Source organism: Qipengyuania citrea, from assembly GCF_009828015.1.
GTDB lineage: Bacteria > Pseudomonadota > Alphaproteobacteria > Sphingomonadales > Sphingomonadaceae > Qipengyuania > Qipengyuania citrea.
The window spans coordinates 594,088-618,904 of the sequence record NZ_WTYG01000001.1 but is presented as its reverse complement, the minus strand read 5'-3'; the positions used below and the strand labels follow the sequence as shown (position 1 = coordinate 618,904).

Sequence of the window (24,817 nt, the reverse complement as noted above, 5' to 3'; positions counted from 1 at the left end):
CCTTTCATGCGATACGCCGCGTTCCTATCTGCCGCATCGCTGGCGCTCAGCGCGCCGCTCCACGCCCAGAACTCCGAAGGGACCACAGTGCCACAGCCGACTTCGCCGCCGACTGCCGAAAAACGCGACCACAGCTATTCGCATCACGGGATCACGATTTCCGACCCCTACCACTGGCTGCGCGACCAGTCCTATCCGACGATCGACGACGAGGACGTGCTCGACCATCTGAAGGCCGAAAACGCGTGGTTCGAAGCGCGGATGAAGCCGCAGCAGCCGCTGGTCGACGAATTGTTCGCGGAGATGAAGGCGCGCATCAAGGAAGACGATTCCACCGTGCCGCAGCGCCGCGGGGATTATCTCTACTGGTCGGAGTTCGAGGAAGGCGCGGAATACCGCAAATATTACCGCAAGCCGGTTGCCGGGGGCGACGACGTCCTGATCCTCGACGAGAACGCGCTGGCCGAAGGGGTCGAATATTTCCGCCTGGGCGCGTTTTCGGTGTCGCAGAACGGCCGCTACCTCGCCTATTCGGCCGATACCAACGGCTCCGAACGCTTCACCGCGCGGATCAAGGACCTGGAAACGGGCGAGCTGCTCCCCGACGAGATTCCCGGCACGCTGTCGGACCTCGTCTGGGTGAAGAACGACACGGCGCTGGTCTATGGCACTGCGGACGACAATTGGCGCGTCCACGATGCGACCATGCATGTCCTCGGAACGCCGGTCAGCGAAGACGTCGAACTCTACCGCGAAACCATGGACGAGGGTTTTCGCGTCGGCACCGGCCTGTCGGCACAGGAAGACTGGCTGATCATCTCGACCGGCGATAACGAGACCAGCGAAGTCCGCTTGGTGCCCGCCAGCGATCCGACGGCGGAGCAGGTGCTGGTCAAGCCGCGCCAGAAGGGCGTCGAATACGATGTCGATGTGCGCGACGGGATGGTGTGGGTCCATACCAATGACGATCACGTCAATTTCCGGCTGGCGACCGCCAAGCTCGAGACGCCGGGCGACTGGACCACGCTGATTTCCGGATCGGACGAGTTTTACCTGACCGGTTTCGAACTGTTCAAGGACTTCTATGTCACCGAAGGGCGACTGCGCGGGCTCGACCAGATCCAGCTGCGGTCCTACAAGGATGCCAATCTGGTCAAGCCGATCGCCTTTGCCGAGGCCAGCTTCAGCGCAGGGCTGAGCAACAATCCCGAATACGATCAGGACACCCTGCGGCTGGCCTACGAGAGCATGGTCACGCCCGATTCGGTCTATGACTACCACGTCGCCACGGGCGAGCTCGAACTGCTCAAGCAGCAGGAAATCCCCAGCGGTTACGACCCCGCGCTCTACACCACCGAGCGAGTCGAGATCGCCGCGCGCGACGGCACGATGGTTCCGGTCAGCATCATCATGCGCAAGGACCGGCCGAAGACCGGGCCGCTGCACCTCTATGCCTACGGCGCCTATGGCTATGCGGTGCCGCCGGGCTTCTCGACCTCGCGGCTGAGCCTGGTCGATCGCGGCTATGCCTATGCCATCGCGCATATCCGCGGCGGCGACGATCTGGGCCGCAAGTGGTACCTGCAGGGCAAGCTCAACGAACGCACCAACACCTTCAACGACTTCGTTGACGTGGCGAAGGGGCTGGTCGCCAAGGGCTATACCGAGAAAGGCCGGATCAGCATTTCGGGCGGTTCGGCGGGCGGCGAGCTGATGGGCGCGGTGGTCAACACCGATCCCGAGCTGTGGGGCGCGGTGGTGGCGCATGTACCCTTCGTCGATGTGCTGTCGACCATGCTCGACGAAGAATTGCCGCTGACGCCGGGCGAATGGCCGGAATGGGGCAACCCGATCCTGAGCAAGCAGGCCTTCGCCTACATCCTCAGCTACAGCCCCTATGACCAGGTGACGGCGCAGGATTACCCGCCGATGCTGGTGACCGCCGGCCTCAACGACCCGCGCGTGACCTATTGGGAACCCGCCAAGTGGGTGGCCAAGCTGCGCGAGGTGAAGACCGGCGACAGCGAGCTGCTGCTCAAGACCAATATGGGCGCGGGCCACGGCGGCAAGTCGGGCCGCTTCCAGTCGATCTACGAAACCGCCGAGGAGGTCGCCTTCATCCTGTGGCAGATGGGCGAGGCCGAGTGATACCCAGCTTCACCCGCAGCTTCATCGCGGAGGCGCGCCACATCGACGAGATGGGGCACGTCAACAATGCGGTGTGGGTGCAGTGGATACAGGACATGGCGACCGCGCATTGGGACGCCGCGGCGCGGCCCGAGGACCGCGAGCAATATGTCTGGCTCGTGGTCCGCCACGAGATCGACTACCGCGGCAATATCGACCTGGGGCAGAGCGTCGAAGGCACGACCTGGATCGAAGGCGGGGCCCGCGGAGCCAAGTCGCTGCGCCGCGTCGATTTTCGCGATTCTGCGGGCCGGGTGATCGTCAGCGCGGCGACCACCTGGGCCATGCTCGATCGCACTTCGGGGCGCCCCGCGCGGGTGCGCCCCGAAGTGATCGCGCCGTTCGTCTGACCTAGCGCAGCAGTTCCGCCGTCGGGCGATAGTCGTAGCCGAGTTCGGTGGCGACCGCTTCATAGGTCACTTCGCCGCGGTGGACGTTGAGCCCTTCGGCGAGATGCGGATCGGCGGCGAGCGCATCCTTCCAGCCCATCCGCGCGATGCGCAGCGCATGCGGCAGCGTCACGTTGTTGAGCGCATAGGTGCTCGTGCGCGCCACTGCGCCGGGCATGTTGGCCACGCAGTAATGGACGACATCGTCGATGACATAGGTCGGATCGGCATGGGTGGTGGGCTTGCTGGTTTCGAAACAGCCGCCCTGGTCGATCGCGACGTCGACCAGCACCGCGCCCTTCTGCATGTCGCGCAGCGTGTCGCGCGTTACCAGCTTGGGTGCCGCGGCGCCGGGGATCAGCACTGCCCCGATCACCAGATCGGCATTGGTCACTGCGTCGTAGAGATTGGCCGCGTTGGAAAAGCGCGTGCTGGCGCGCGCCTCGAAATGCGTGCCGACCTTTTCGAGCACTTCGGGATCGCGGTCGAGAATGGTCACGTCGGCACCGAGACCGACCGCCATCTGCGCGGCATTGAAGCCGACCACGCCGCCGCCGATCACCACGACCTTGCCCGGCATTACGCCTGGGACACCGCCAAGCAGCACGCCGCGTCCGCCATGCGCCTTTTCCAGCGCACTGGCGCCGGCCTGCACGCTCATCCGTCCGGCAACCTGGCTCATCGGCTTGAGCAGCGGCAGCTGGCCGCGCGGACCGGTCACGGTCTCATAGGCGATCGCGGTGACGCCGCTGTCGAGCAGTTCCTTCGTCTGGTCCGCATCGGGTGCCAGGTGCAGGTAAGTGTAGAGGATCTGGCCCTCGCGCAGCTTCTTGCGCTCGACTGACTGCGGTTCCTTGACCTTCACCACCATTTCGCATTCGGCGAAGATCGGATCGGGACCGTCGACGATTTTCGCCCCTGCTGCGACATATTGGTCGTCATTGGCGTCGATGCCGGCACCCGCCTGGGTCTCGATCCACACCTCGTGGCCCTGCATGACGAGCTCTTTCGCGCTCTCGGGCGTCAGGCCGACGCGGTATTCGTGGTTCTTGATTTCCTTGGGGCTGCCGATGCGCATGGGGGGACTCCTTGATTGCGCGCGTCCGTTACAACTGCAACCAAGATGCGGCAAGCCCGGCCCGTCCGCTTCGCCTTGCCCCCGGGGCCCGTGCCGCTCGTTTCGGCCTGCTCCCGCGCCGCTATTCGGTCGCCACACTCCAGTCGGCCACGACCGTATTGCCTTCGCCTTCGGTTCGCGTGTCGAACAGGCGGGTGTCATCGCCAAGCGCGCCGGTGACCGCCTGCAACGCGGCTTCGCTCCCCGACAGCGATACCCTGACGCCCGAACGCTGCGCCGCCCATGCGATCAGGGCGACCCGGCCCGCATTCGCGCTGTCGAGACCGTCTTCGGCAACGCTGATCTCGGGCAATGCCGACAGCGGCGGGCGCAGTTCGACCGCCCAGCCCGGGGTGGAGTTTTCAAGCCGCTGTTCGAGCTCGCGGTAGCCGGCGAGCGTGAGCCCCTCGAGCGGCCGCGCGTCGGCCCGCGCGCGGCGGTTCTCCCGGTCGAGCAGCACATCCTTGCGCTCGACCCCTGCAATCAGCGCGAGGCTGCGGCCCAGCGCGGCAATCTGGCGCTCGCTTGCTTCGGCGGCCTCGCGTGCGCGCGCCTGCGCCAGCGCCGCCTGTTCGGCCGCGCGCGGATCGGTGCCGACCTGGAACTGGTCGATCGTGACGACCACCGGCCGGCCCAGCCGTTCGGCCAAGCGCTCGGCCACATCGGTGTCGGCCGACGGGTTGAACTCGGGGGTGAAGACGCTGGCCGAGACGGTCACCGGTTTGGCGGCCCAGTTGACGATCGGCTGTTCCACCCGCGCGCGGTCGGTAAAGGCTTCCGCCACTTCCTGATTGACGATCCGCTGGCCATTGGCTTCCCAGGCAATGGTGCGCAGCGAGAAGGCAAGCGGCACCGCCAGCGCGATGAAAATCGCCATGATGCCAATCGACTGCACCCGGCTCTGGCGGTGCGTGAGGTCCGACTGGAAGCCGTACAGCCGCGCCATCACGGCCGCGGTCAGCCCGATGGTCACGAGGTTGGTGACGTAGAGCCCCAGCGCGCCGCCGAAGACCGTCCAGTTGAACGTCGCGAGGCCAAAGCCGACCACCGCCAGCGGCGGCATCAAGGCGGTGGCAATGGCAACGCCCACGATCGTGCCCTCGCGCCCGCGAATTACCGCATAGGAACCTGCCAGCGCGGAAAACAGCGCGACCAGCAGGTCGAACAGGTTGGGCCGGGTGCGCGCGGCGATTTCCTCGGTCACGGTTTGCAGCGGCGAAAGGAACACGATCAGCGCGCAGAATAATATGGCGAAGATCGACCCGGCGATCAGCGCCTTGCCGCAGCGGCGCAACCAGCCCGCATCACCGGTGGCGAGCGAGAAGCCGGTACCGATGATCGGGTTCATCAGCGGCGATAGCAGCATGGCGCCGATCACCACGGCTGGCGAGGACAGCAGCAGGCCGAGGATGGCGATGCCCGCGCTCATCGCCGTCATGAAGATATAGCGGCTGGTCAGCAGCGATTCGCCGCGAACCCGTTCGACCGTGGCGACATGATCGAGATCGGCGACCACGCCGTCGCGCCACCAGATACGGATTTCGGCCAAGGCGCGCAGGATCGTCCAGCGGCTGATCGGCCGGCGGGCAGTGCCATCTGCCTTGTCGGCCTTCTCTTCCCGGGCGACCTGTCCGGTCGTTTCGCTCGCAATACTCATCGCCAGACGATCTAACCCGTTGATCTGCTCGCGTCGCGCCTAATTTGCCCGGTGGGGCCGGTGCGGGGCATGGCTACAGCGGGTTGCCGTCCTGATCGCGGAAGATCTCGCGCCGCCCGACATGGTTGGCGGGGCCGACCAGGCCTTCGCTTTCCATCCGCTCGATCCACTTGGCCGCGGTGTTGTAGCCCACGCCCATCTGGCGCTGCAGCCACGAACCCGATGCCTTCTGGTTCTCGATCACGATCTGGCAGGCCTGGCGATACTTGCGCTCGTCGGGATTGTCGCTGGCGGTGAACTCGTCCTCGAAATTGAAGCCGCCGTCCTCGGGCTCCTCGGTGACCGCATCGACATAGTCGGGCTTGCCCTGTCCGCGCCAGTGATCGGCCACCCGCTCGACCTCCTCGTCGGAGACGAAGGGACCGTGGACGCGGATCATCGCGCCGGTATTGGGCTTGTAGAGCATGTCACCCTTGCCCAGCAGCTGCTCGGCGCCCTGTTCGCCCAGGATCGTGCGGCTGTCGATGCGGCTGGTGACCTTGAAGCTGATCCGGGTGGGCAGGTTGGCCTTGATGACGCCGGTGATGACGTCGACCGAGGGGCGCTGCGTCGCCATGATCAGATGGATGCCGGCGGCGCGGCTTTTCTGCGACAGGCGCTGGATCAGGACCTCGATTTCCTTGCCCACCGTGACCATGAGGTCGGCCAGCTCGTCGACGATCAGCACGATCAGCGGCAGCGGCTGGTAATCGAGCTGCTCTTCCTCGTAGAGTTCCTCGCCCGTTTCGGGGTCAAAGCCGGTCTGCACGCGGCGGCCGAGCGGCTTGCCCTTTTCCGCTGCCTTGCGGATCTTTTCGTTGAAGCCGGCGATATTGCGCGAGTTGACCGACGACATCATCCGATAGCGTTTCTCCATTTCCTCGACCGCCCATTTGAGCGCGCGCACGCTCTTGTGCGGTTCGGTGACGACCGGGCTGAGGAGATGCGGGATATCGTCGTAGCTCTTGAGTTCCAGCACCTTGGGGTCGATCAGGATCAACCGGCATTCGTCGGGCGTGAAGCGATAGAGCAGCGACAGCAGGATCGCGTTCAATCCGACCGACTTGCCCGAACCGGTGGTGCCCGCGACCAGCAGATGCGGCATGGCGGCAAGATCGGCGACGATCGGTTCGCCGGCGATGTCCTTGCCCAGGATCATCGGCAGGCTGCCCTTGTGGTCGACGAAGGCGGCCGAATTGGACAGCTGCTTGTAACTGACCATCTGGCGGTCGGCATTGGGCAGTTCGATGCCGATCACCGTGCGTCCCGGGATGGGCGAAACGCGCGCGCTGATCGCGCTCATGTTGCGCGCGATATCCTCGGCCAGGCCGACCACGCGGCTGGCCTTGATGCCCGGCGCCGGCTCGAGCTCGTACATGGTTACCACCGGACCGGCGCGGACCGCAGTGATCTCGCCCTTCACGTTGAAGTCGTCGAGCACGTTCTCGAGCAGCCGCGCATTGCGTTCGAGCGCCATCTTGTCGAGCTTGGGCGCGGTGTTGTCGGGCGCGTCGTCGAGCAGGTCCTGACTCGGCAGCTGGTAATTGGCGAACATGTCGCGCTGCTTCGCCGTGGCCGGCTTGGGCTGGGCGGGGGTGGGCGCCGGGTCGGCGATTTCAGGCGCGCGGCGCGGTTCGCGAACCGGCAGGTCGGCGTCTTCGGGTGCGTTTGCGGCGGGGGCGGCGCGCTTCTGTTTCTTGGGCGCCAGCGGCAGGTCGAATTCGGGGAGCTGCGCCTTGCGCTTGACGAATTCGGGCAGTGTCAGGAACTGCGCCCAGTCGAGCGCGAACACCCGGGTGACCAGCGCGATGCCGCCGCCCAGCGCAGCCAGCGCCAGCGCCAGCACGATCCAGCCGGCAAAACTGCCGCCGAAGCGTTCGGCAACCGCTTCGATCCCGAGGCCGCCCAATTGCCCGAACAGACCGCCGGGTCCTGCGGGCAGGCTGCCGCTACCCGGTTCGAACACCAGGGCCAGCACCGTGCCGAGCAAGGCGATTGCGGCCAGCAGCATGGCCAGCGGTCGCCACCAGCGACCGGGCGTCTCGTCCTCGTCGTCGCGCTCGACGCCGCTCCACAGCCGGCGCGCTGCGATATAGAGCAATGGCAGCAGCAGGACGGCGGGCAGGCCGAGGAAATTGAGCGCGCGTTCGCTGGCCCAGGCCCCGCTGGCGCCCATCCAATTGCCGATGTTGGCATCGCTCGCGGCAGTCGATGGGCTGGGATCGGTCTGGGTGTAGCTGGCCAGCGCCAGCGTCAGGAAAACCAGCAGCACGAACAGCAGTCCTGCGCCCGCCATGTGCGTGGCGCGGCGGAAGCTGCGGCGAAATGCCGCGCGCCAGTCGGGTGCTGCGCCTGCGCGCGAGGCCATCGGTGTTCCCCTGATCCGTAGAAAGCGTGCAGTATGAATCTTCGGGGAGTCGCCCGTCAAGCGGCCTTCGTCGAAGCGAGTCCGTCGATCGCCCCCCAGCGCGGCCAGCCAAGGTCGCGCGCGCGCGCCGCGGTCATGCCCCCCAACGCGATCACCGGTACGCTCGACAGGCGTGCTAGCGCGTGAAACCCGGCGCTGCCCAGTGTGCTTGCCCCGGGATGCGACGCGGTGGGAAACACCGGCGACAGGAAGATACCGTCGGCGCGCGCGGCCAGCGCGGCTTCGATCTCGGCGCGGTCATGCGCAGTCGCGAGGCGCAGGCCCGGCCCCAGCCGCTCGGGCGCACCATAGCGGCCATCGGCGCCCCAGTCCTGCGTCCCCGCAAGGACCACTGCATGCCCGCGCCGGCGAGCGCACGCGGCGAGCGTATCGAATCGCGCGCGCCGCGCATCGGGGGGCAGGTGGTAGTGGCGAAAGACGAAACCCGATCCTCGCGGCAGGTCGGCGAGCGCCTGTTCCAGCTGCGCATCGTTGCGGGCATCGCTCAGCAACCAGATCAGCGGCAGGGACTGTTTATCGCGCATATTGTCGCTATAGCGCGCTGCGATGGAAAAGGCAGAGACCCCGCTTCAACACGTGCAGGCCAATATTGCCGCCGCCTGCCGGATCGCCCGCCGCGAACCGGAAGAAGTGACGCTGATCGCGGTCAGCAAGATGCATCCCGCAGAGGCGATCGAACCGCTGCTGCGCGAAGGACAGCGCCACTTCGGCGAGAACCGCGTGCAGGAGGCGCAGGGCAAATGGCCCGCGCTGCGCGAAGCCTATCCGGCGGTGCAATTGCACCTGATCGGGCAGTTGCAATCTAACAAGGCGGAGGACGCGGTCGCCCTGTTCGACGCGATCCACTCGCTCGATCGCCCCAGCCTGGTGAAGGCGCTGGGCAAGGCGATGGACAAATCGGGCCGGCGCGTGCCGTGCTTCGTCCAGGTCGATGTCGGTGAAGAGGACCAGAAGGGAGGCTGCCCGGTGGCGGAATTGCCCGCGCTGATCGAACAGGCGCGGCAGGCGGACATTCCGCTGGCGGGCCTGATGTGCCTGCCCCCGCAGGACATCGAGCCAGCTCCGTTCTTCGCTTTTCTCGACAAGCTGGCGCGTGATCACGGGCTGGAAGGGCGCAGCATGGGAATGAGCGGGGATTACGAAACCGCGATCAAGCTGGGTGCGACGCATGTGCGCGTGGGCACCGCCCTGTTCGGCGCCCGTCCTGCTGCGGGGTAGCTGCTCGACCGTCCTCGAACGGCAAGGCGGAGGGTGCAGGGCTAGGCGTTCTCTAGCCGGTCCTGCGTGGCATCGCTGGCCGCTTCCATCAGCCGCGCTTCGATCCGGTTCATCCGGTCGCCCGGCTGCAGTTTCCCGCCCGTGAGATCGGTCACGTAGAAGGTATCCGCCGCGCGTTCGCCGTAATTGGTGACATGCGCGGAATGGACCACCAGCCGGCTTTCGAACAGCGCGCGGGCCAGCCGGTTGAGCAGCGCGGACCGGTCGCGCGCATTGACTTCGATGACGGTGAACTTGTTCGACGCCTTGTTGTCGAACAACACCCGCGGGGCGACGTCGAAGGCGCGGGCCCGGCTGTGCGGCAGCGGGCGCTGCGCCAGCCGCGGGGCGAGGTCGACCTTGTTGGCCAGCGCATCGGCAATGCTTTTCTTCAGCCGGTCGAGCTGGCCGGCCTCGGCGAAGGGTTCGCCATGCGGGTCCTGGACGAGGAAATTGTCCAGCGCCCAGCCCTTGCGCGTGGTGTGGATGCGCGCGTCGATGATGTTTCCGCCCGCCAGGTGGATGCCGCCTGCAATGCGGTAGAACAGCCCCGGATGGTCGGCGGCGATCACGGTCACCAGCGTCGCCCCGCGTGCTTCGTAATATTCGCAGTGGATCGACAGCTCGTGTTCGGCCGCGCGGGCGGCGGCATAATGCACCAGGTTGAGCGCGATGATATCGGTCGGCTCGGCGATCCAGTAGGCATCGCCCATGGTCTTGGCGAGTTCATCGACCAGCGCGGCGTCCTCGCCCAGCAATTTGGCGACTTCCTGCTGCTTGTAGGCCATTTTCTGTTCGCGCCCGTGGCGCATGTGGCCAAGCCGCAGCCGTTCGCTTGAGACATCGTACAGCTCGCCCAGCAACTGCCCCTTCCAGCTGTTCCACGTACCGGGCCCGACCGCGCGGATATCGACCGCGGTCAGGATGGCCAGATGGCGCAGCCGTTCCTGACTTTGCACCAGCGCGACGAAATCCTCGATCGTCTTGGGGTCGGTCAGATCGCGCTTCTGTGCGGTGTGGCTCATCAGCAGGTGGTTGCGCACCAGCCAGGCGACCATTTCGGTCTCGCTGGGGCTGAGGCCGAACCGCGGGCACAGGTCCTCGGCGACTTCGGCGCCGAGCACCGAATGATCCCCCCCGCGGCCCTTGGCGATATCGTGCAACAGCGCCGCGACATAGGCCGTGCGGCGCGAACCGACCTTGTGGATCAGCCGCGTGGCGCGCGGATGGTCGTCCGCCAGTTCGCCCTTCTCGATCTGGTTGAGCAGGCCGATCGCGCGGATGGTGTGCTCGTCCACCGTATAATGGTGGTACATGTCGAACTGCATCTGCGCGTTGACCTTGCCGAAATCGGGCACGAACTTGCCGAACACGCCTGTCTCGTTCATCCAGCGCAGCACCATTTCGGGATCGTTGCGGCCGCACAGCAGGTCGAGGAACAGCGTGTTGGCGCGCGGATCCTCGCGCACCGCATTGTCGATCGCTCCGCTGTCGCGGTCGGCCTGCCGCATGGTTTCGGGATGGATCTCCAGCTCTTCGGCCTCGGCCAGCTGGAAGATCTCGATCAGCCGGACCGGGTCCTTCTTGAACCAGTCGTCCGAAGGCGCAGCGATCTTGCCCCCGAACACGCGATAGCCCTTGAGCTGGCGGGCTTTCTGCTTCCAGCCGGCGAAGAAGCCGCGCCGCGCGGTCTTGGCTTCGAACTGGTCGTCGATATGCGCGAGGAACACGCCGGTCAGCGAACCGACGCGTTTCGCCTGCAGGAAATAGAACTGCATGAACCGTTCGACCGAACTCTTGCCCGGCCGCTCGGCGAAATTCATGCGTTCGGCAATGCGCCGCTGCAGATCGAAGGTCAGCCGGTCCTCGGCGCGGCCGGTGATCACATGCATGTGGCTGCGCACCGCCAGCAGGAAGTTTTCCGCGCGCCGGAAGCTGCGATACTCGGCCGGGGTGAACAGGCCGACATCGACCAGTTCGGAGGCGGTGCGTACCCGGTGGATGAACTTGCCGATCCAGTAGAGCGTGTGGAGGTCGCGCAGCCCGCCCTTGCCGTCCTTCACATTGGGTTCGACGACGTAGCGGCTGTCACCCATGCGCTTGTGGCGGGCGTTGCGCTCGGCCAGTTTCTCGGTGACGAAATTGCGCTGGTTGCCCTGCACGACCTCGGCGGTGAACCGCCGCGAACCTTCCTCGAACAGCTCCTGGTCGCCCCAGACGTAACGTCCTTCGAGCAGCGCGGTGCGGATGGTCAGATCGTTCTTCGACAGCCGCATCGCCTCGTCCAGCGTGCGGGTCGAATGGCCGACCTTCAGCCCGAGGTCCCACAACAGGTAGAGCATCGCCTCGACCACCTGTTCGCACCAGGCGGTTTTCTTCCCGCCGACGAGGAAGGCGACATCGACATCCGAATGCGGCGACATTTCCGCGCGGCCATAGCCGCCCACCGCTATCACCGTGAGCCGTTCGGCCTGCGAACGGTTGGCGCTGGGGTAGAGATGGGTGGTCGCGTGATCGTGGATCACCCGGATCAACTGGTCGATCAGGAAGGCGAAACCGCCCGCATTCTCGTGGCCGGCCGAAGGCTTGGCCTCCAGCCGGCTCTCGAGTTCGGCGCGCCCCTTGTCGAGCGCGGTCTTGAGCAGCTGCACGACCGGCCCACGCGCCTGCTCGCCATGCTCCTCCACCAGCGAGCCGATTTCGGAGGCAAGCCTGCGCCTGTCGATGATCGCGCGCTGGCGGGGAACCTGGGTCGTGCTCAAGCCGGAAGATGCTCCTTGGCGTAGGTGGCCTTGACCGTCCGCTTGTCGACCTTCTGCGTGCCGAGGCGGGGCAGTTGTTCCTCGCTCTGCCACATCACCGAGGGGATCTTGAAGGGGGCAATGTGCTCGCGCAGGAAGTCCTGCAATTCCTCGACCGACAGCGTCTGTCCCGGATGCGGGTAATAGACTGCGGCCGGGATTTCGCCGAAGCGTTCGTCGGGCAGGCCGAAGACCGAGCATTCGGCAACCTTCGGATGCGCGTAGATCGCTTCCTCCACCTCGATGCAGCTGATGTTCTCGCCGCCGCGGATGATGATGTCCTTCTTGCGGTCGACGATGAAGAGATAATTGTCTTCATCGAGGTATCCGAGGTCACCAGTGCGGAAATAGGCATCGTCGGAATAGGCCGCCTTGGTGGCATCCTCGTTCTTCCAATAGCCGAGGAAGTTGCACACCGAGCGGATCGAGACCTCGCCGATCTGGCCCTGCGGCAGCGGCTTTCCATCGTCGTCGAGAATCGCCATGTCGACCAGCGGCAACGAAGGCATGCCGGTGCTGTTGGGCTTGGCGAGATAGTTCTCGTTGAGATTGCCCGCGCCGACGCCGTTGGTCTCGGTCAGGCCATACCCCAGCGCGGGGAAGCCGTCCTTGAAGGCATCCTTGATCTTCTTGACGTGTTCGATCGGGCGCGCGGCACCGCCGCCGGCAAAGGTCTTGCACTGCGACAGATCGTATTTCTCGCGTTCCGGGTGAACCGCGATCTCGTAGCTCATCAGCGGCACGCCGACGAAATAGGTGATCTGTTCCCGGTCGAGCAGTTCGAGCGCATTGGTCGCATCCCACTTGGGCATCAGCACCAGCTTGCGGCCCATGGCGAAGCTCTGCAGGAACAGCGGGACCTCGCCCGTGACGTGGAACAGCGGCACCGCCACCAGCGCGCTGGGCTGGACGGTCGGGGCTTCGCCGCGCTCGGTCAGCAGCTGCAGCATCATCGCGGTCTGGCAGACGTAGTTCATCGTGCCCGAAACGACGCCGAGATGATCCGAATAGGCCCCCTTGGGGTGGCCGGTCGAACCCGAGGTATAGAGAATGGTGGCGAGATCGTCGGGGCCGATCTGCCCCAGCATGGTCATGGCGGTGTCGCCCGCCGCCCATACGGGAGCGAGGCCTTCCGACGGGACGCCGTGCTCGAACACGACGACCTTCGCGCCGTGTTCGACGCCTTCGAGCCGCTCGGCGCGCTGCGCATCGGCCAGCACCAGCTTGCAATCGCACAGGCCGATTCCGTAGGCCATTTCCTCGCCGGTCCACCAGCCGTTGAGCAGCGTCGCGCAGCCGCCCGCCATGATCACGCCCATATAGGCGATGATCCAATTGGCCGAATTGCGCGCGGCGATACCCACGCGGTCGCCCTTTTCGATCCCGTGCTGGCTTGCCAGGCTATGCGCCACATGGCTGGCGGCATGCCAGACTTCGCCGAAGGTCAGCCGCATGTCGCCATCGACGATGAACAGCTCGTCCTTCTTCTCGTTGCAGAAATGCGCGAAGAAATGCGCCAGGCTGGGCGGCGCGTTCTTGAACGCCGGCATGGTGACGCCGCGGCGCGTCGTTTCGGTCAGTTCGAACATCTGTCCCGGTGCGGTAACCGCCTGGGTGATCCGGCTGATATCCTTGTCGAGTTGTGTCGGCATGGGTGGTGTAGTGTCCTCTCCAAATCGGCGCGCGGCCCCGTGATCGAGGCTCGCGCAGTAATTGCGGCTCGACGCAGGCTTTCCCCAAAACCCCTGCTATGCCAAAAGCCGCCCCGATGGGTCGCCGGTTGCGGCCTTCGACTCACCTCTAAGGGGATAACCACTTGCTGTCACTACTGGCTGCATCGGGCGCGGCAGAGCCGATCTACTGGGAAAATCTGGGGCTGCGGCCCTATCTGTTCGAGGTCGGCGGGTTCCAGCTGCGGTTCTACTCGCTCGCCTACCTGCTCGGCATCCTGTTCGCCTATTGGCACCTGTCGAAAATGATCAAGGCCCCCGGCGCGCCGATGGCGCAGCGCCATGCCGACGACCTGTTCTTCTATTGCACGCTCGGCGTCATCCTTGGCGGGCGGATCGGCTATGCGGCGTTCTACAAACCCGAACTGTTCGCCAGCGCGGACGTGTTCAAGCTGTGGGAAGGCGGGATGAGCTTCCACGGCGGGGTCATCGGCGTGCTGATCGCGATCAGCTGGGTCGCCTGGCGCGGCGGGCTCAACTGGCTGCGCATCTGCGACTATATCGCGGTCAACGTGCCGCTGGCCTACATGCTCGGGCGGCTGGCGAATTTCGTCAACGGCGAACTCTACGGGCGCGCGGTTGCCAGCGACTTCCCGCTGGCGATGGTCTTCCCGACCGATCCCGACCAGCTCCCGCGCCATCCCAGCCAGCTGTACCAGGCAGGTTTCGAGGGGCTGCTGCTGGGACTGCTGCTGCTGGCATTGTTCTGGCAGACCCGTGCCCGGTACCGGCCCGGCCTGCTGGTGGCGGTCTTCACCATCGGCATGGGGCTGGGGCGGTTTTTGATGGAATTCTTCCGCGAACCCGACACGCACCTCGCCTATGTGGTGGTCGAAACCGGCCTGTCGCGCGGACAGTGGCTCAGCATGCCGATGATCCTGATCGGTGTCGTGGTCCTGGTCTATGCGCTGCTGCGCCCGGCCACGGGCAGCGCCGGGGCGGGCAAGACCCGCCCCGCATGAGCGAAGCCGTTTCGACCCCGCTGGCGGACAGCTTCCGCCGGTTGATCGCCCAGCACGGGCCGATGCCCGTCACCCGTTACATGGGCGAAAGCAACGCCCGCTATTACACCACGCGCGATCCGCTTGGCGCGGCCGGCGATTTCACCACCGCGCCAGAGATCAGCCAGATGTTCGGCGAAATGGCGGGTCTGTGGCTGGCGGATATCTGGACCCGGGCGGGGCGCCCGGAAGACGCGCTCTATGTCGAGCTCGGGCCGGGCCGGGGGACGCTGGCGAAGGATGCGCTGCGTGCGATGGCCAGCCAGGGGCTGCGCCCGCAGGTGCATCTGGTCGAGGGATCCGAGGCCCTGCGCGCGGTTCAGGGAGCGGCGCTGGCCGGGGCGCAGTTCCACGATTCGCTCGACAGCCTGCCGACCGATCGCCCCATCCTGCTGCTTGCCAACGAGTTTCTCGATGCACTGCCGGTGCGGCAATTGGTTCGGACCGAAACCGGCTGGCGCGAACGGATGGTCGGGATCGAGGACGGCGATCTGGCCTTCGTTTCGGGGCCGAGCCCGCTCGACGCGGCAGTGCCCGAAGCGCAGCGCAGTGCGCCGGTCGGCACGGTCATCGAAACCTCTCCCGCCGCCGCGGCGCTGGTGGAGGCGCTGGCGCGGCGGATCGACGTCCAGGGCGGCGCGGCGCTGCTGATCGATTACGGCCATCTCGCCCCGCGCACCGGGGCGACGCTGCAGGCCGTCCGTGCGCATGAAAAGGTCGATGTCTTCGCCGCACCGGGTGAAATGGACCTCACCGCGCATGTCGATTTCGCGACGCTCGACACGATTGCGCGGCGCGAAGGCGTGGCGAGCTCGCTGACCACGCAGGGTGCTTGGCTCTCCGCGATGGGAATCGGCCTACGCGCGCAGGGATTGGCGACTGCCGCGCCCGAGCGTTCGCAAGAGATCCAGGCCGCGCACGATCGGCTCGTTCAGCCGCAGGCCATGGGCGAATTGTTCAAATGCATGGCCCTGTCTGCCCGCGACTGGCCGCGCGGGGCGGGCTTTCCCGAAGGCCAGCGGAGGACGCCCCCGTCATGAAACACCTGCTTGCTGTTGCCGCGCTTGTGCTGGCCGCCACGCCGCTGTCCGCCGCCGAACCGATCGAAGGCCGCTGGGTGACCGCGGAAAAGGACGCCATCGTGCAGATAAGCGATTGCGGACGCAGTATCTGCGGGCGGATCGCCAAATTCCTCGTCACGCCGCCGCAGGGCGCCGACCAGCGCGACATCAACAACCGCGATGCTGCCAAGCGCAGCCGCAAGCTGCTCGACATGGCGATCCTCACCGGGTTCACCGAAGACGAGGATTCGTGGCGCGGCGAAATCTACGATCCCAACAACGGCAAGACCTATCGTTCGATAGTGCGCCGCCGCGGTCCCGACCGGCTCGAGGTCAAGGGCTGCATCGGCCCCTTCTGCCAGACGCAGGTCTGGCAGCGCGCGCGCTAGCCTACAGGCCGATCCGTTCGGCCAGGCGCTGCGCGGCCCGTTCGAACGACAGCTTGTCTTCGGTTCGGTCGACCGAATAATTGGCTTCGCGCATTGCTTCCACGCCGATCGCACCGATCAGCGGCTCGAGCGCGGCGACCAGCGCGTCGTCCGTCCCGGTTTGGGGGGCGAGCAGGATGATCGCATCGTAATTGGGGAAGGCGCCTTCCGGATCGTCGAGGATCACGAGGTCATCCGCCGCGATCCGCCCGTCGGAGGTGTAGGCACCGATCACGTCGGCCTCGCCCGAGGTCAGCGCATTGTACATGAAGGTGGGCGAGAAATTGCGCCGTGCGGCGAAGCGCAGGCCATAGGCCTCGCGCACCGCGATCCATTCGGGCCGCTCGAAGAATTCGGGATCGCCGCCGATGGTCATGGCCTGCGCGCGTCCCGCGAGATCGCCGATGCTGGCAAAGCCGCCGGCCTCGGCGGCCGCGCGCGGCATGGCGAGGCCATAGGCGTTTTCGAAACCCAGCCGGCCCAGTACATGCGTGCCGCTGGTGCGGGTTTCCCACGCGGCAATTTCGGCAAGCATGGTTTCGCGGTCGGGATTGTCGCTGCGTTCCATCTGGTTGGTCCAGATGGTGCCGGTGTAATCGACCAGCACGTCGATCGCCCCGGTCGATACCGCCTGATGCGCGACCGCCGAACCCAGCCCGTCGCGGTATTCGACCCCGTACCCCGCTGCCTTCAGCTGCTGCCCGATCAGGCGGGCGAGGATGTATTGCTCGGAAAAGCCCTTGGCCCCGATGACGATGCGGTCGCCCCCCCGGTCGCCGAACTGGACGGTAAGCGCGGCCAGAATTCCCAGCAGGACCGCCGCCAGTCCGCCGAACGTCAGCATCCGGCGGCGCGTGGCGAGCCCTTTCTCGATCAGGCCAAGCAGCGCATCGGCGACCAGCGCCAGACCGGCGCTGGCAATACAGCCCGCCAGCACCAGCACCCAGTTCTGCGTCTGCAGACCGGCGAAGATCGGATCACCCAGGCTTGGCTGGCCGATGGTGGTGGCCAGCGTGGCGGCACCGATGGTCCACACCGCCGCAGTGCGGATGCCGGCCATGATGTAAGGCGCGGTCAGCGGGGCCTCGACCAGCCGCAGCCGCTGCCAGAAGGTCATCCCGACGCCGTGCGCGGCCTCTATCACGCCGGGGTCGAGATTGACCTGCGCGGTCACCGCATTGCGCAGGATCGGCAGCAGCGCATACAGCGCCAGCGCCAGCAGTGCGGGCAGGAAACCCAGCGTCGGCAGGCCCTCGCCGAACACCGCGCGCAGCGACAGCAATATGGGGAAGAACAGCGCGAGCAGCGCCAGCGCGGGGATCGTCTGCACCAGGCTGGCAAAGCCCAGCGTGGCGCGCGCGACCGGTTCGGAACGGCTGGCCCAGACCGCCAGCGGCAAGGCCACTGCAATCCCCAGCGCGATCGCCGCAGCGGACAGCAGCACATGCGCGGCCAGCTTGTCGCCGAGGCCGAGCAGCGTGGTCCAGATCGCGCTCACCGGGCCAGCTCCGCCAGCCGGTCGGCCTGCGCGCGGGGAACCGCGACCAGACCCTGCGCGATGGCGCCGCCGGCCCCCGACAGCAGCGCGTGCGGGGTTTCGTCCGCGACCACTTTCCCGGCATCCATCACCAGCACGCGGTCAGCCAGCAGCAACGCTTCGGCCATGTCGTGAGTGACCATCACCGTGGTCAGGCCGAATTCGCCATGCAGGGCGCGGACCCGGTCGCCGAGCGCGTCGCGCGTGATCGGATCGAGTGCGCCGAAGGGTTCGTCCATCAGCAGCAAGCGCGGTTCATTGGCCAGTGCGCGCGCCACACCGACCCGCTGGCGCTGCCCGCCCGACAATTCGTCGGGCAGCCGGTCTGCCATTTCGGGTTCGAGATCGACCAGTTCGAGCAGGCGGGCAATCCGTTCGCCCGCCAGCCGTTCGCCGACCAGCCGCGGGCCGATGGCGATGTTTTCGCCCACCGTCATGTGCGGGAACAGCCCGACCGACTGGAACACGTAACCGATCTGGCGGCGCAGCGCCGCCAAGGGCAGGCCTTCGACATTGTCGCCCGCGAACCGCACTGCGCCGGCGGTCGGATCGATCAGGCGGTTGACGGTCTTGAGCAGCGTCGACTTGCCCGAGCCCGAGGCGCCGACCAGCGCGACGAATTCGCCATCGCCGACCGCCAGCGACACGCCGGCTACTGCCAGCGTCGGGCCATAGCTCTTGCGCACGTTGCTGAATTCGACCAGCGCTGGCGGGTCCCCGCTCACGCGGCTTCGTCGGCGGTCTCGACCGGCAGGGCGTAGGTGACGCTTTCCAGTTCGATCACCGTGCCCGCATCGTTTTCGGCGCGCATCACGCCATTGCGCATCCGGTCCGGTTCCCAGCAGCGTTCGACGCCGTTTTCGTCATCGGGCCGCAGGCACAGCCGCTTGCCGCTGCCTTCTTCCTCGGAATACCGCCAGCTGCCGGTCTGCCACGGATCGCCGTTGCGCAGGTCGCGGTAGGTGCCGTCCTGGTCGAGATAGGTGGTGTAGCGCGCGCCATCGGCCGCCAGCACCCGCCAGGCGGTCGCGGCGAACACCTCGGGCGCGGGTTCGCCGGTGGGAGTGGCGATGGCCTGCTGCGTCGCGGTGAGCGTTTCGCTTTGCTGTTCGGTCGGGCTGCAGGCGGCGAGCGCGGACAGCACAAGGCCGGCCAGCGCCAGTCGCCGCGGCAGGAATTTCGCATCGCTCAGCATGAGGTCTGGCAAAGCACAGCCGCGCCCCACACGCAAGGCGCAGCCCGGGTCAGGTCTGGATCGATGCGCGCGGGAAAACGATCCGGATGTCGAGCCCGTCGTCCGAATAGGTGCGCTCGAACGTGCCGCTCAGCTGGCCTTCGACGGCCATGCGCAGCAACCGCGAACCGAAGCCTTCCGGCGATCCCGGCGTGGGAACGGCGCCGCCGCGAGTGTTCTCGTCCCAGGTGACGCAGACCGTGTCGTCGCCCTCGCAATCGGCCTCGACCGTCACCGTGACGAACCCGTCGGGGGCCGACAATGCGCCGTATTTGGCCGAGTTGGTGGCCAGTTCGTGGAAGATCAGCGCCAGCGGCGTGGCCGCGCGCGCGCCGATCCTGATGCCCGGCCCGGTCACGCTGAAACGCTCGTGGTCGGGCGTGCCATAGGGGGCGAGCAGGTCGGCCAGCAGACCCGATAGCGTGCTGGCGCGCTGCCCGTGTCCGGGGCGGACGTAATTGTGCGCAGCGCTCAGCGAGCGGATCGTATCGTTTAGCTCGGCAGCGAATTCGGCGATCTCGGGCTTGCCCCGGGCGCGGATCGCGATCAGCCCCGACACCACCGCGAAGATGTTCTTGATCCGGTGCGACAGTTCGTTCGCCAGCAGGTCGCGTGCTTCGGACAGGCGGTGCTGCCGGTCGACGTCGATGACCGTCCCGAACCAGCGGTTCTGCCCTTCGGTGGTGGGGGTCTGCACCGCGCGCGCCAGCATCCAGCGGTAATTGCCGTCGGACAGCTTGAGCCGCCATTCGTATTCGAACGGCTTGCCGCTCTCGAGCGAGGCCTGGAACGCGCCCGAGGCCTGCGCCCAGTCTTCCGGGTGCACCGCATTCTGCCAGTCGGCCAGCCGGCGCGGTTGGGCGGTGGCGGTCAGTTCGCTCCACTGCGCGCTGACATAATCGAAATTGCCCGCGCCATCGGCCGACCAGGCGATCCCCGGCACGCTGTCGATCATGCGCTGGAGATAGCTCTCGCGCATGTGCACCGCTTCCTGCGCGGTCTCGCCCAGCCGGCGCTGCGAGATCGCGCGCATGGTCGACCTGGCCAGCACCGCCAGCGTTTCGCGCTGCAGTTCGGTCAGGCCTTCGGGCCGCGGCTTGTCGTCGATCACGCACAGCGCGCCCAGCGGGGCGCCTTCGGCCGAGATCAGCGGTTGGCCCGCGTAGAAGCGGATATGCGGTTCGCCGGTAACCAGCGGATTCTCGGCGAAACGCGGATCCTCGCGCGCGTCGGGCACCACCATCGGTTCGGCTTCGAGCATGGCATGCGCGCAGAAGCTGGTCGAGCGCGGGGTCTCGCGTGCATCGATCCCGGTGCGGGTGAGGAACAGCTGCCGTTCCTGCTCGACCATGGTCACCATGGTCATCGGCACATCGCACAGTTTCGCGGCGAGATTGACGATACCCTGCAGCTCGGGATCGTCGATCATCCCGTCGGTACCGTGTGCAGCAAGCACCGCGAGCCGGCGCTCGTCGTCGCAATAGGCATCCGAAGGGGGTTTGCCTTCGGGCCATGGAATGCTCGTCTTGCGAAACATCGGTCAGCCAAGGCGGTTAGAAGCAAGCGTCTATGGCGTAAAGCATTTCCACGCAGGTGCGGGCAAAGCAGGCCTATTGCGTTTGCCCCATCTGGCGCGCTCGGCTATCGGCCCGCGCAACTAAAGAGAATCTTCGCCAGCCCCAAGGAGAGAGCATGCGCGCGACCCCCGATTTCGATTTCCAGCTTGGCGAAAGCGCGGAAATGATCCGCGACACCGTGGCCCGCTTCGCCGACGAACAGATCGCCCCCCAGGCCGAGAAGATCGACCGTGAGGACTATTTCCCGCGCGAGGAACTGTGGCGCCAGATGGGCGAGCTCGGCCTGCACGGCCTGACTGTGGATGAAGCCGATGGCGGGCTGGGTCTCGGCTATCTCGAACACGTCATCGCGGTCGAGGAAGTCAGCCGGGCCTCGGCCTCGCTCGGCCTCAGCTACGGCGCGCATTCGAACCTGTGCATCAACCAGATCCGCCGCTGGGGCAATGCCGAGCAGAAGGCCAAGTATCTCCCCCCGCTGATCTCGGGCGAGCATGTCGGCAGCCTGGCCATGTCCGAAGCCTCCGCCGGATCGGACGTGGTATCGATGAAGCTCAAGGCCGAAGCGGTCGATGGCGGCTACCGCCTCAACGGCACCAAGTTCTGGATCACCAATGCGCCCCATGCCGATACGCTGGTGGTCTATGCCAAGACCGATGGCAGCGCGGGCAGCCGCGGGATCACCGCCTTCCTGATCGAGAAGGACGATGCGGGTTTTTCCATCGGCCAGAAGATCGAGAAGGTCGGCATGCGCGGGTCGCCCACCGCCGAACTGGTGTTCGACGATTGCTTCGTGCCCGAAGACCGCGTGATGGGGCCACTGAACGGCGGGGTCGGCGTGCTGATGAGCGGGCTGGACTACGAACGCGTGGTCCTGTCGGGCATCCAGCTGGGGATCATGCAGGCCTGTCTCGACACGGTCATTCCCTACCTGCGCGAGCGCAAGCAGTTCGGCAAGCCGATCGGCAGCTTCCAGCTGATGCAGGCCAAGGTGGCCGACATGTATGTCGCGCTGCAAACCGCCCGGGCCTATACCTATGCGGTCGCCAAGGCCTGCGATGCCGACCAGACGACGCGCTTCGATGCCGCCGGCGTGATCCTCTATTCGAGCGAGAGCGCCTTCCGCGTGGCCGCCGAAAGCGTCCAGGCGCTGGGCGGGGCGGGCTATACGCTCGACTGGCCGGTCGAACGCTACATGCGCGATGCCAAGCTGCTCGATATCGGCGCGGGGACCAACGAGATCCGCCGCATGCTGATCGGCCGCGAACTGATCGGGGCGGCGGGATGACCGCACCGGTCCTGACCTCGACGCTCGACCGCGAAGCGCCCGACGCCAAGGCGCGGTTCGCGCACAACAGGTCGCTCGCCGCCGAATTGCGCTCCGCCGTCGCCGCAGCCGCGCTCGGCGGGTCCGAAGGCAGCCGCGAGCGGCATGTCGGGCGGGGCAAGCTGCTCCCGCGCGAACGGGTCGAGCGGCTGCTCGATCCCGGCTCGCCCTTCCTCGAGATCGGCCAGCTTGCAGCCAACGGGATGTACGGCAAGGACGAAATCAACGGCGCGGGGCTGATCTGCGGGATCGGCCGCGTTGCGGGCCGGCAGGTGATGATCGTGTGCAACGATGCCACCGTGAAGGGCGGCACCTATTACCCGATCACGGTCAAGAAGCACTTGCGCGCACAGGAAATCGCGCAGGAAAACCGCCTGCCGTGCATCTACCTCGTCGACAGCGGCGGGGCGAACCTGCCGCACCAGGCGGAGGTCTTCCCCGACCGCGACCATTTCGGGCGTATCTTCTTCAACCAGGCGAACATGTCTGCGCTGGGCATCCCGCAGATCGCCTGCGTGATGGGCAGCTGCACCGCGGGCGGGGCCTACGTCCCAGCCATGTCCGACGAAACGGTGATCGTGCGCGAACAGGGCACGATCTTCCTTGCCGGTCCGCCGCTGGTAAAGGCCGCGACGGGCGAGGAGATCAGCGCGGAAGACCTGGGCGGCGGCGATCTGCATGCGCGCAAGTCGGGCGTGGTCGACCATCTGGCCGAGAACGACGAGCATGCGCTGACCATCGTGCGCGACATCGTCAGCCATCTGGGCGAGAACCCGGCCGCCGCGCAAAGCGTGGAACGGCGCGATGCCCGCGCCCCGCAATTCGATGCCGAGGACCTCTATGCGCTGATCCCCGACGATGTCCGCGCGCCCTACGACGTGCACGAGGTCATCGCCCGGCTGGTCGACGGCAGCGAGTTCCACGAATTCAAGCAGCATTACGGCAGCACGCTGGTGTGCGGCTTTGCCCATATCTGGGGCATGCCGGTCGCGATCCTCGCCAACAATGGCGTGCTGTTTTCCGAAAGCGCGCAGAAGGGTGCGCATTTCATCGAACTGGCGTGCCAGCGCCGGATCCCCTTGCTGTTCCTGCAGAACATCAGCGGCTTCATGGTGGGCGGCAAGTACGAGGCCGAAGGCATTGCCAAGCATGGCGCCAAGCTGGTCACCGCAGTCGCCACCGCCAGCGTGCCCAAGATCACCGTGGTTATCGGCGGCAGCTTCGGGGCGGGCAATTACGGCATGTGCGGCCGCGCCTACAGCCCGCGTTTCCTGTTCACCTGGCCCAATGCGCGGATCAGCGTGATGGGGGGCGAACAGGCCGCCTCGGTGCTGGCGACGGTCCACCGCGATGCCGACAGCTGGAGCGATGAGGAGGCCGAAGCCTTCAAGGCGCCGATCCGCCAGAAATACGAGGACGAGGGCAACCCCTATTACGCCACCGCGCGGTTGTGGGACGACGGGGTGATAGACCCCGTGCAGACGCGCGACGTACTGGGGCTGGCCCTTGGCGCCACGCTCGAGGCGCCGATCCCCGAACGACCGCAATTCGGCGTGTTCCGGATGTAGTCTCGCAATCCGCCGGGCTTGTGCTAGGCGGAAGCGGGGAGAGACCATGCCGACCGATCCGAACCGCCGGCCCTCGCTGCTGAGCCGTCTGGTGCGGCGCATTCTGCTCGCCCTGTATCGCTGGAAGGGCTGGACGCTCGAAGGCCGTCGGCCGGACTGCGACAAATTCATCATTCTCGGCGCGCCGCACACGTCGAACTGGGATTTCATCTTCTTCCTCGGCGCGACGCACGAGCTGGGCATACGGCCCAATTTCATCGGCAAGTCGAGCCTGTTCAAATGGCCGATGACCCGGTTCATGCTCGATATGGGCGGGGTCCCGGTCGAACGCTCGAAAAGCGGCAATTACGTCGAACAGGTGGCAGCGGCGTTCGCGCGGTCAGACGATCTGGCGCTGGTCATCGCGCCCGAGGGATCGCGGACCTTCAGGGGCGAATGGAAAACCGGTTTCTACCATATCGCCATGGCAGCGGGCGTGCCGATCGTGCCCGCCTGGGTCGACAATGCCACCATGCGCGGCGGCATCGGCGAAGCGATCGTGCCGACCGGCGACTATGCGGCAGACCTCGCGCGGCTGGCGGCCTTCTACCGCGAGAAGCGCCCCGATTGCGACCGGTTCGCCGCGCTGGAAAACCACGCCCTTACGCTGAAGGAGAAAACGCGTGATAGTTGAATCGCTGCTCGCGAATTTCGTGATCCTGCTTGGTCTGGCCCTGATCCTGTGGGTGGTCGCGGTGCAGATCGGCGATGTCAGTTTCGTCGATGCCTTCTGGGGCGGCGGGATGGCCCTGTTGGCGCTGGTCAGCTGGCTGCGGCTCTACGAACCCGGCGCACTGGCCACGCTGCTGATGGCGATGGCGGTGATCTGGGGCGCCCGGCTCGCGCTCCACCTGCTGATCCGCTGGCGCCGCGAGGGCGAGGACAAGCGCTATCGGCGCATGCTGGCGAAGGACCGCGAACAGGGCCGGTTCGCGGTGGCGGCGCTGACCAAGGTCTTCCTCGGCCAGTCGGTACTGCTGTTCATCGTCTCCAGCCCCGCGCAATACGGCATTCTCGAAGCCGGCTCGCTCACGCCGCTCAGCGGGCTGGCGCTGGTCGGCGCCGCGCTGTGGCTGGTGGGGATCCTCTTCGAATGGGTCGGCGACTGGCAGCTTGCGCGGTTCAAGGCGGATCCGGCCAATGCAGGCCAGGTGATGGACCGCGGGCTGTGGCGCTATACCCGCCACCCCAATTATTTCGGCGATGCCTGCGTCTGGTGGGGCATCTGGATCGCGGCCGCTTCGGCGGGCTGGTGGGTGGCAGCGGCGACCGTGATCGGGCCGCTGTTCCTGACCTTCACGCTCACCCGCTGGTCGGGCGCCCCGCTGCTCGAAGGCGGGATGAAGAAATCGCGGCCGGGCTATGCGGCCTACAAGGCGCGGACGTCGGCCTTCTTCCCGCTCCCGCCGAAGAAATCCGCCGGCTAGCCGCATGGGGGGTTTA

At 66.4% G+C, this 24,817-nt stretch carries 20 protein-coding genes; 10 read left to right on the top strand and 10 right to left on the bottom strand.

The features are described from left to right. Window positions 1-6: 6 nt before the first annotated feature. Together GRI55_RS02810 and GRI55_RS02805 are read left to right on the top strand one after the other, a co-directional pair. Complete coding sequence (locus GRI55_RS02810; protein ID WP_160766456.1) at window positions 7-2,148, top strand: S9 family peptidase; 2,142 nt, start codon at window positions 7-9, stop codon at window positions 2,146-2,148. Further along, complete coding sequence (locus GRI55_RS02805; RefSeq protein WP_156488783.1) at window positions 2,145-2,537, top strand: acyl-CoA thioesterase; 393 nt, start codon at window positions 2,145-2,147, stop codon at window positions 2,535-2,537. Before GRI55_RS02810 ends, GRI55_RS02805 begins: the two co-directional genes overlap by 4 nt. 1 nt (window position 2,538) lies before the next feature. On the opposite strand, the gene ald is transcribed toward GRI55_RS02805, so the two are convergent. From ald to GRI55_RS02785, 4 genes are all read right to left on the bottom strand, one after another. Beyond that, entirely contained in the window at window positions 2,539-3,654 is a 1,116-nt protein-coding gene (ald, locus tag GRI55_RS02800) for an alanine dehydrogenase (protein ID WP_160766125.1), read from the bottom strand. 121 nt (window positions 3,655-3,775) lie between these two features. Continuing rightward, entirely contained in the window at window positions 3,776-5,350 is a 1,575-nt protein-coding gene (locus tag GRI55_RS02795; RefSeq protein WP_063506465.1) for a DUF389 domain-containing protein, read from the bottom strand. Between the two features lie 73 nt (window positions 5,351-5,423). Then, window positions 5,424-7,757: a DNA translocase FtsK gene (locus tag GRI55_RS02790; RefSeq protein WP_050601653.1), complete on the bottom strand. Its 2,334-nt coding sequence runs from the start codon at window positions 7,755-7,757 to the stop codon at window positions 5,424-5,426. 56 nt (window positions 7,758-7,813) lie between these two features. Further along, window positions 7,814-8,341 (bottom strand): thiamine phosphate synthase, encoded by a 528-nt coding sequence (locus tag GRI55_RS02785; protein ID WP_160766124.1) that lies wholly within the window; start codon window positions 8,339-8,341, stop codon window positions 7,814-7,816. A gap of 22 nt (window positions 8,342-8,363) precedes the next feature. On the opposite strand from GRI55_RS02785, the gene GRI55_RS02780 reads away from it, so the two are divergent. After that, window positions 8,364-9,035, top strand: a complete 672-nt coding sequence (locus GRI55_RS02780) for a YggS family pyridoxal phosphate-dependent enzyme (RefSeq protein ID WP_063505636.1) — start codon at window positions 8,364-8,366, stop codon at window positions 9,033-9,035. Between the two features lie 41 nt (window positions 9,036-9,076). Here GRI55_RS02780 and GRI55_RS02775 read toward each other — a convergent pair whose 3' ends face one another. Together GRI55_RS02775 and GRI55_RS02770 are read right to left on the bottom strand one after the other, a co-directional pair. Then, the gene (locus GRI55_RS02775) at window positions 9,077-11,836 is read right to left on the bottom strand and encodes a [protein-PII] uridylyltransferase (RefSeq protein WP_160766123.1); all 2,760 of its coding nucleotides are present in this window, start codon (window positions 11,834-11,836) and stop codon (window positions 9,077-9,079) included. Continuing rightward, entirely contained in the window at window positions 11,833-13,527 is a 1,695-nt protein-coding gene (locus GRI55_RS02770) for a class I adenylate-forming enzyme family protein (protein ID WP_160766122.1), read from the bottom strand. Before GRI55_RS02770 ends, GRI55_RS02775 begins: the two co-directional genes overlap by 4 nt. 164 nt (window positions 13,528-13,691) lie before the next feature. Between GRI55_RS02770 and lgt the strand changes: the two genes are divergently transcribed. Genes lgt through GRI55_RS02755 form a run of 3 tightly spaced genes read left to right on the top strand, consistent with a single transcriptional unit; the run spans window position 13,692 to window position 16,056 of the window. Beyond that, complete coding sequence (lgt, locus tag GRI55_RS02765) at window positions 13,692-14,567, top strand: prolipoprotein diacylglyceryl transferase (protein ID WP_160766121.1); 876 nt, start codon at window positions 13,692-13,694, stop codon at window positions 14,565-14,567. Then, window positions 14,564-15,646, top strand: coding sequence for a class I SAM-dependent methyltransferase (locus GRI55_RS02760; protein WP_237452383.1), 1,083 nt, complete (start codon window positions 14,564-14,566; stop codon window positions 15,644-15,646). The genes lgt and GRI55_RS02760 overlap by 4 nt, the downstream gene beginning before the upstream one ends. After that, window positions 15,643-16,056, top strand: a complete 414-nt coding sequence (locus GRI55_RS02755) for a DUF2147 domain-containing protein (RefSeq protein WP_160766120.1) — start codon at window positions 15,643-15,645, stop codon at window positions 16,054-16,056. Before GRI55_RS02760 ends, GRI55_RS02755 begins: the two co-directional genes overlap by 4 nt. A 1-nt stretch (window position 16,057) precedes the next feature. Here GRI55_RS02755 and GRI55_RS02750 read toward each other — a convergent pair whose 3' ends face one another. Genes GRI55_RS02750 through GRI55_RS02735 form a run of 4 tightly spaced genes read right to left on the bottom strand, consistent with a single transcriptional unit; the run spans window position 16,058 to window position 20,403 of the window. After that, window positions 16,058-17,593 (bottom strand): ABC transporter permease/substrate-binding protein, encoded by a 1,536-nt coding sequence (locus GRI55_RS02750; protein WP_160766119.1) that lies wholly within the window; start codon window positions 17,591-17,593, stop codon window positions 16,058-16,060. Then, entirely contained in the window at window positions 17,590-18,357 is a 768-nt protein-coding gene (locus GRI55_RS02745) for an ATP-binding cassette domain-containing protein (protein WP_050601662.1), read from the bottom strand. Before GRI55_RS02745 ends, GRI55_RS02750 begins: the two co-directional genes overlap by 4 nt. Then, the gene (locus tag GRI55_RS02740) at window positions 18,354-18,839 is read right to left on the bottom strand and encodes a hypothetical protein (protein ID WP_160766118.1); all 486 of its coding nucleotides are present in this window, start codon (window positions 18,837-18,839) and stop codon (window positions 18,354-18,356) included. Before GRI55_RS02740 ends, GRI55_RS02745 begins: the two co-directional genes overlap by 4 nt. Before the next feature lie 37 nt (window positions 18,840-18,876). Then, a complete protein-coding gene (locus GRI55_RS02735) occupies window positions 18,877-20,403 on the bottom strand; it encodes a sensor histidine kinase (RefSeq protein WP_160766117.1) in 1,527 nt (508 codons plus the stop codon). A 155-nt stretch (window positions 20,404-20,558) separates the two neighbouring features. Between GRI55_RS02735 and GRI55_RS02730 the strand changes: the two genes are divergently transcribed. From GRI55_RS02730 to GRI55_RS02715, 4 genes are read left to right on the top strand one after another with little or no spacing between them, the layout of a single operon-like run. Then, window positions 20,559-21,728, top strand: coding sequence for an isovaleryl-CoA dehydrogenase (locus GRI55_RS02730; RefSeq protein WP_063506237.1), 1,170 nt, complete (start codon window positions 20,559-20,561; stop codon window positions 21,726-21,728). Further along, the gene (locus GRI55_RS02725; protein WP_160766116.1) at window positions 21,725-23,335 is read left to right on the top strand and encodes a carboxyl transferase domain-containing protein; all 1,611 of its coding nucleotides are present in this window, start codon (window positions 21,725-21,727) and stop codon (window positions 23,333-23,335) included. Before GRI55_RS02730 ends, GRI55_RS02725 begins: the two co-directional genes overlap by 4 nt. A 46-nt stretch (window positions 23,336-23,381) precedes the next feature. Then, window positions 23,382-24,008, top strand: a complete 627-nt coding sequence (locus GRI55_RS02720) for a lysophospholipid acyltransferase family protein (protein ID WP_063506235.1) — start codon at window positions 23,382-23,384, stop codon at window positions 24,006-24,008. Next, window positions 23,998-24,801 (top strand): DUF1295 domain-containing protein, encoded by an 804-nt coding sequence (locus GRI55_RS02715; RefSeq protein WP_307019842.1) that lies wholly within the window; start codon window positions 23,998-24,000, stop codon window positions 24,799-24,801. Before GRI55_RS02720 ends, GRI55_RS02715 begins: the two co-directional genes overlap by 11 nt. Window positions 24,802-24,817 lie beyond the last annotated feature (16 nt).

Excerpts from the sequence above, each read along its gene's own strand:
- GRI55_RS02810 (WP_160766456.1), top strand. The coding sequence starts at position 7 with ATGCGATACGCCGCGTTCCTATCTGCCGCATCGCTGGCGCTCAGCGCG.
- ald (WP_160766125.1), bottom strand. The coding sequence starts at position 3,654 with ATGCGCATCGGCAGCCCCAAGGAAATCAAGAACCACGAATACCGCGTC.
- GRI55_RS02795 (WP_063506465.1), bottom strand. The coding sequence starts at position 5,350 with ATGAGTATTGCGAGCGAAACGACCGGACAGGTCGCCCGGGAAGAGAAG.
- GRI55_RS02790 (WP_050601653.1), bottom strand. The coding sequence starts at position 7,757 with ATGGCCTCGCGCGCAGGCGCAGCACCCGACTGGCGCGCGGCATTTCGC.
- GRI55_RS02785 (WP_160766124.1), bottom strand. The coding sequence starts at position 8,341 with ATGCGCGATAAACAGTCCCTGCCGCTGATCTGGTTGCTGAGCGATGCC.
- GRI55_RS02780 (WP_063505636.1), top strand. The coding sequence starts at position 8,364 with ATGGAAAAGGCAGAGACCCCGCTTCAACACGTGCAGGCCAATATTGCC.
- GRI55_RS02770 (WP_160766122.1), bottom strand. The coding sequence starts at position 13,527 with ATGCCGACACAACTCGACAAGGATATCAGCCGGATCACCCAGGCGGTT.
- GRI55_RS02760 (WP_237452383.1), top strand. The coding sequence starts at position 14,564 with ATGAGCGAAGCCGTTTCGACCCCGCTGGCGGACAGCTTCCGCCGGTTG.
- GRI55_RS02755 (WP_160766120.1), top strand. The coding sequence starts at position 15,643 with ATGAAACACCTGCTTGCTGTTGCCGCGCTTGTGCTGGCCGCCACGCCG.
- GRI55_RS02735 (WP_160766117.1), bottom strand. The coding sequence starts at position 20,403 with ATGTTTCGCAAGACGAGCATTCCATGGCCCGAAGGCAAACCCCCTTCG.
- GRI55_RS02730 (WP_063506237.1), top strand. The coding sequence starts at position 20,559 with ATGCGCGCGACCCCCGATTTCGATTTCCAGCTTGGCGAAAGCGCGGAA.
- GRI55_RS02725 (WP_160766116.1), top strand. The coding sequence starts at position 21,725 with ATGACCGCACCGGTCCTGACCTCGACGCTCGACCGCGAAGCGCCCGAC.
- GRI55_RS02720 (WP_063506235.1), top strand. The coding sequence starts at position 23,382 with ATGCCGACCGATCCGAACCGCCGGCCCTCGCTGCTGAGCCGTCTGGTG.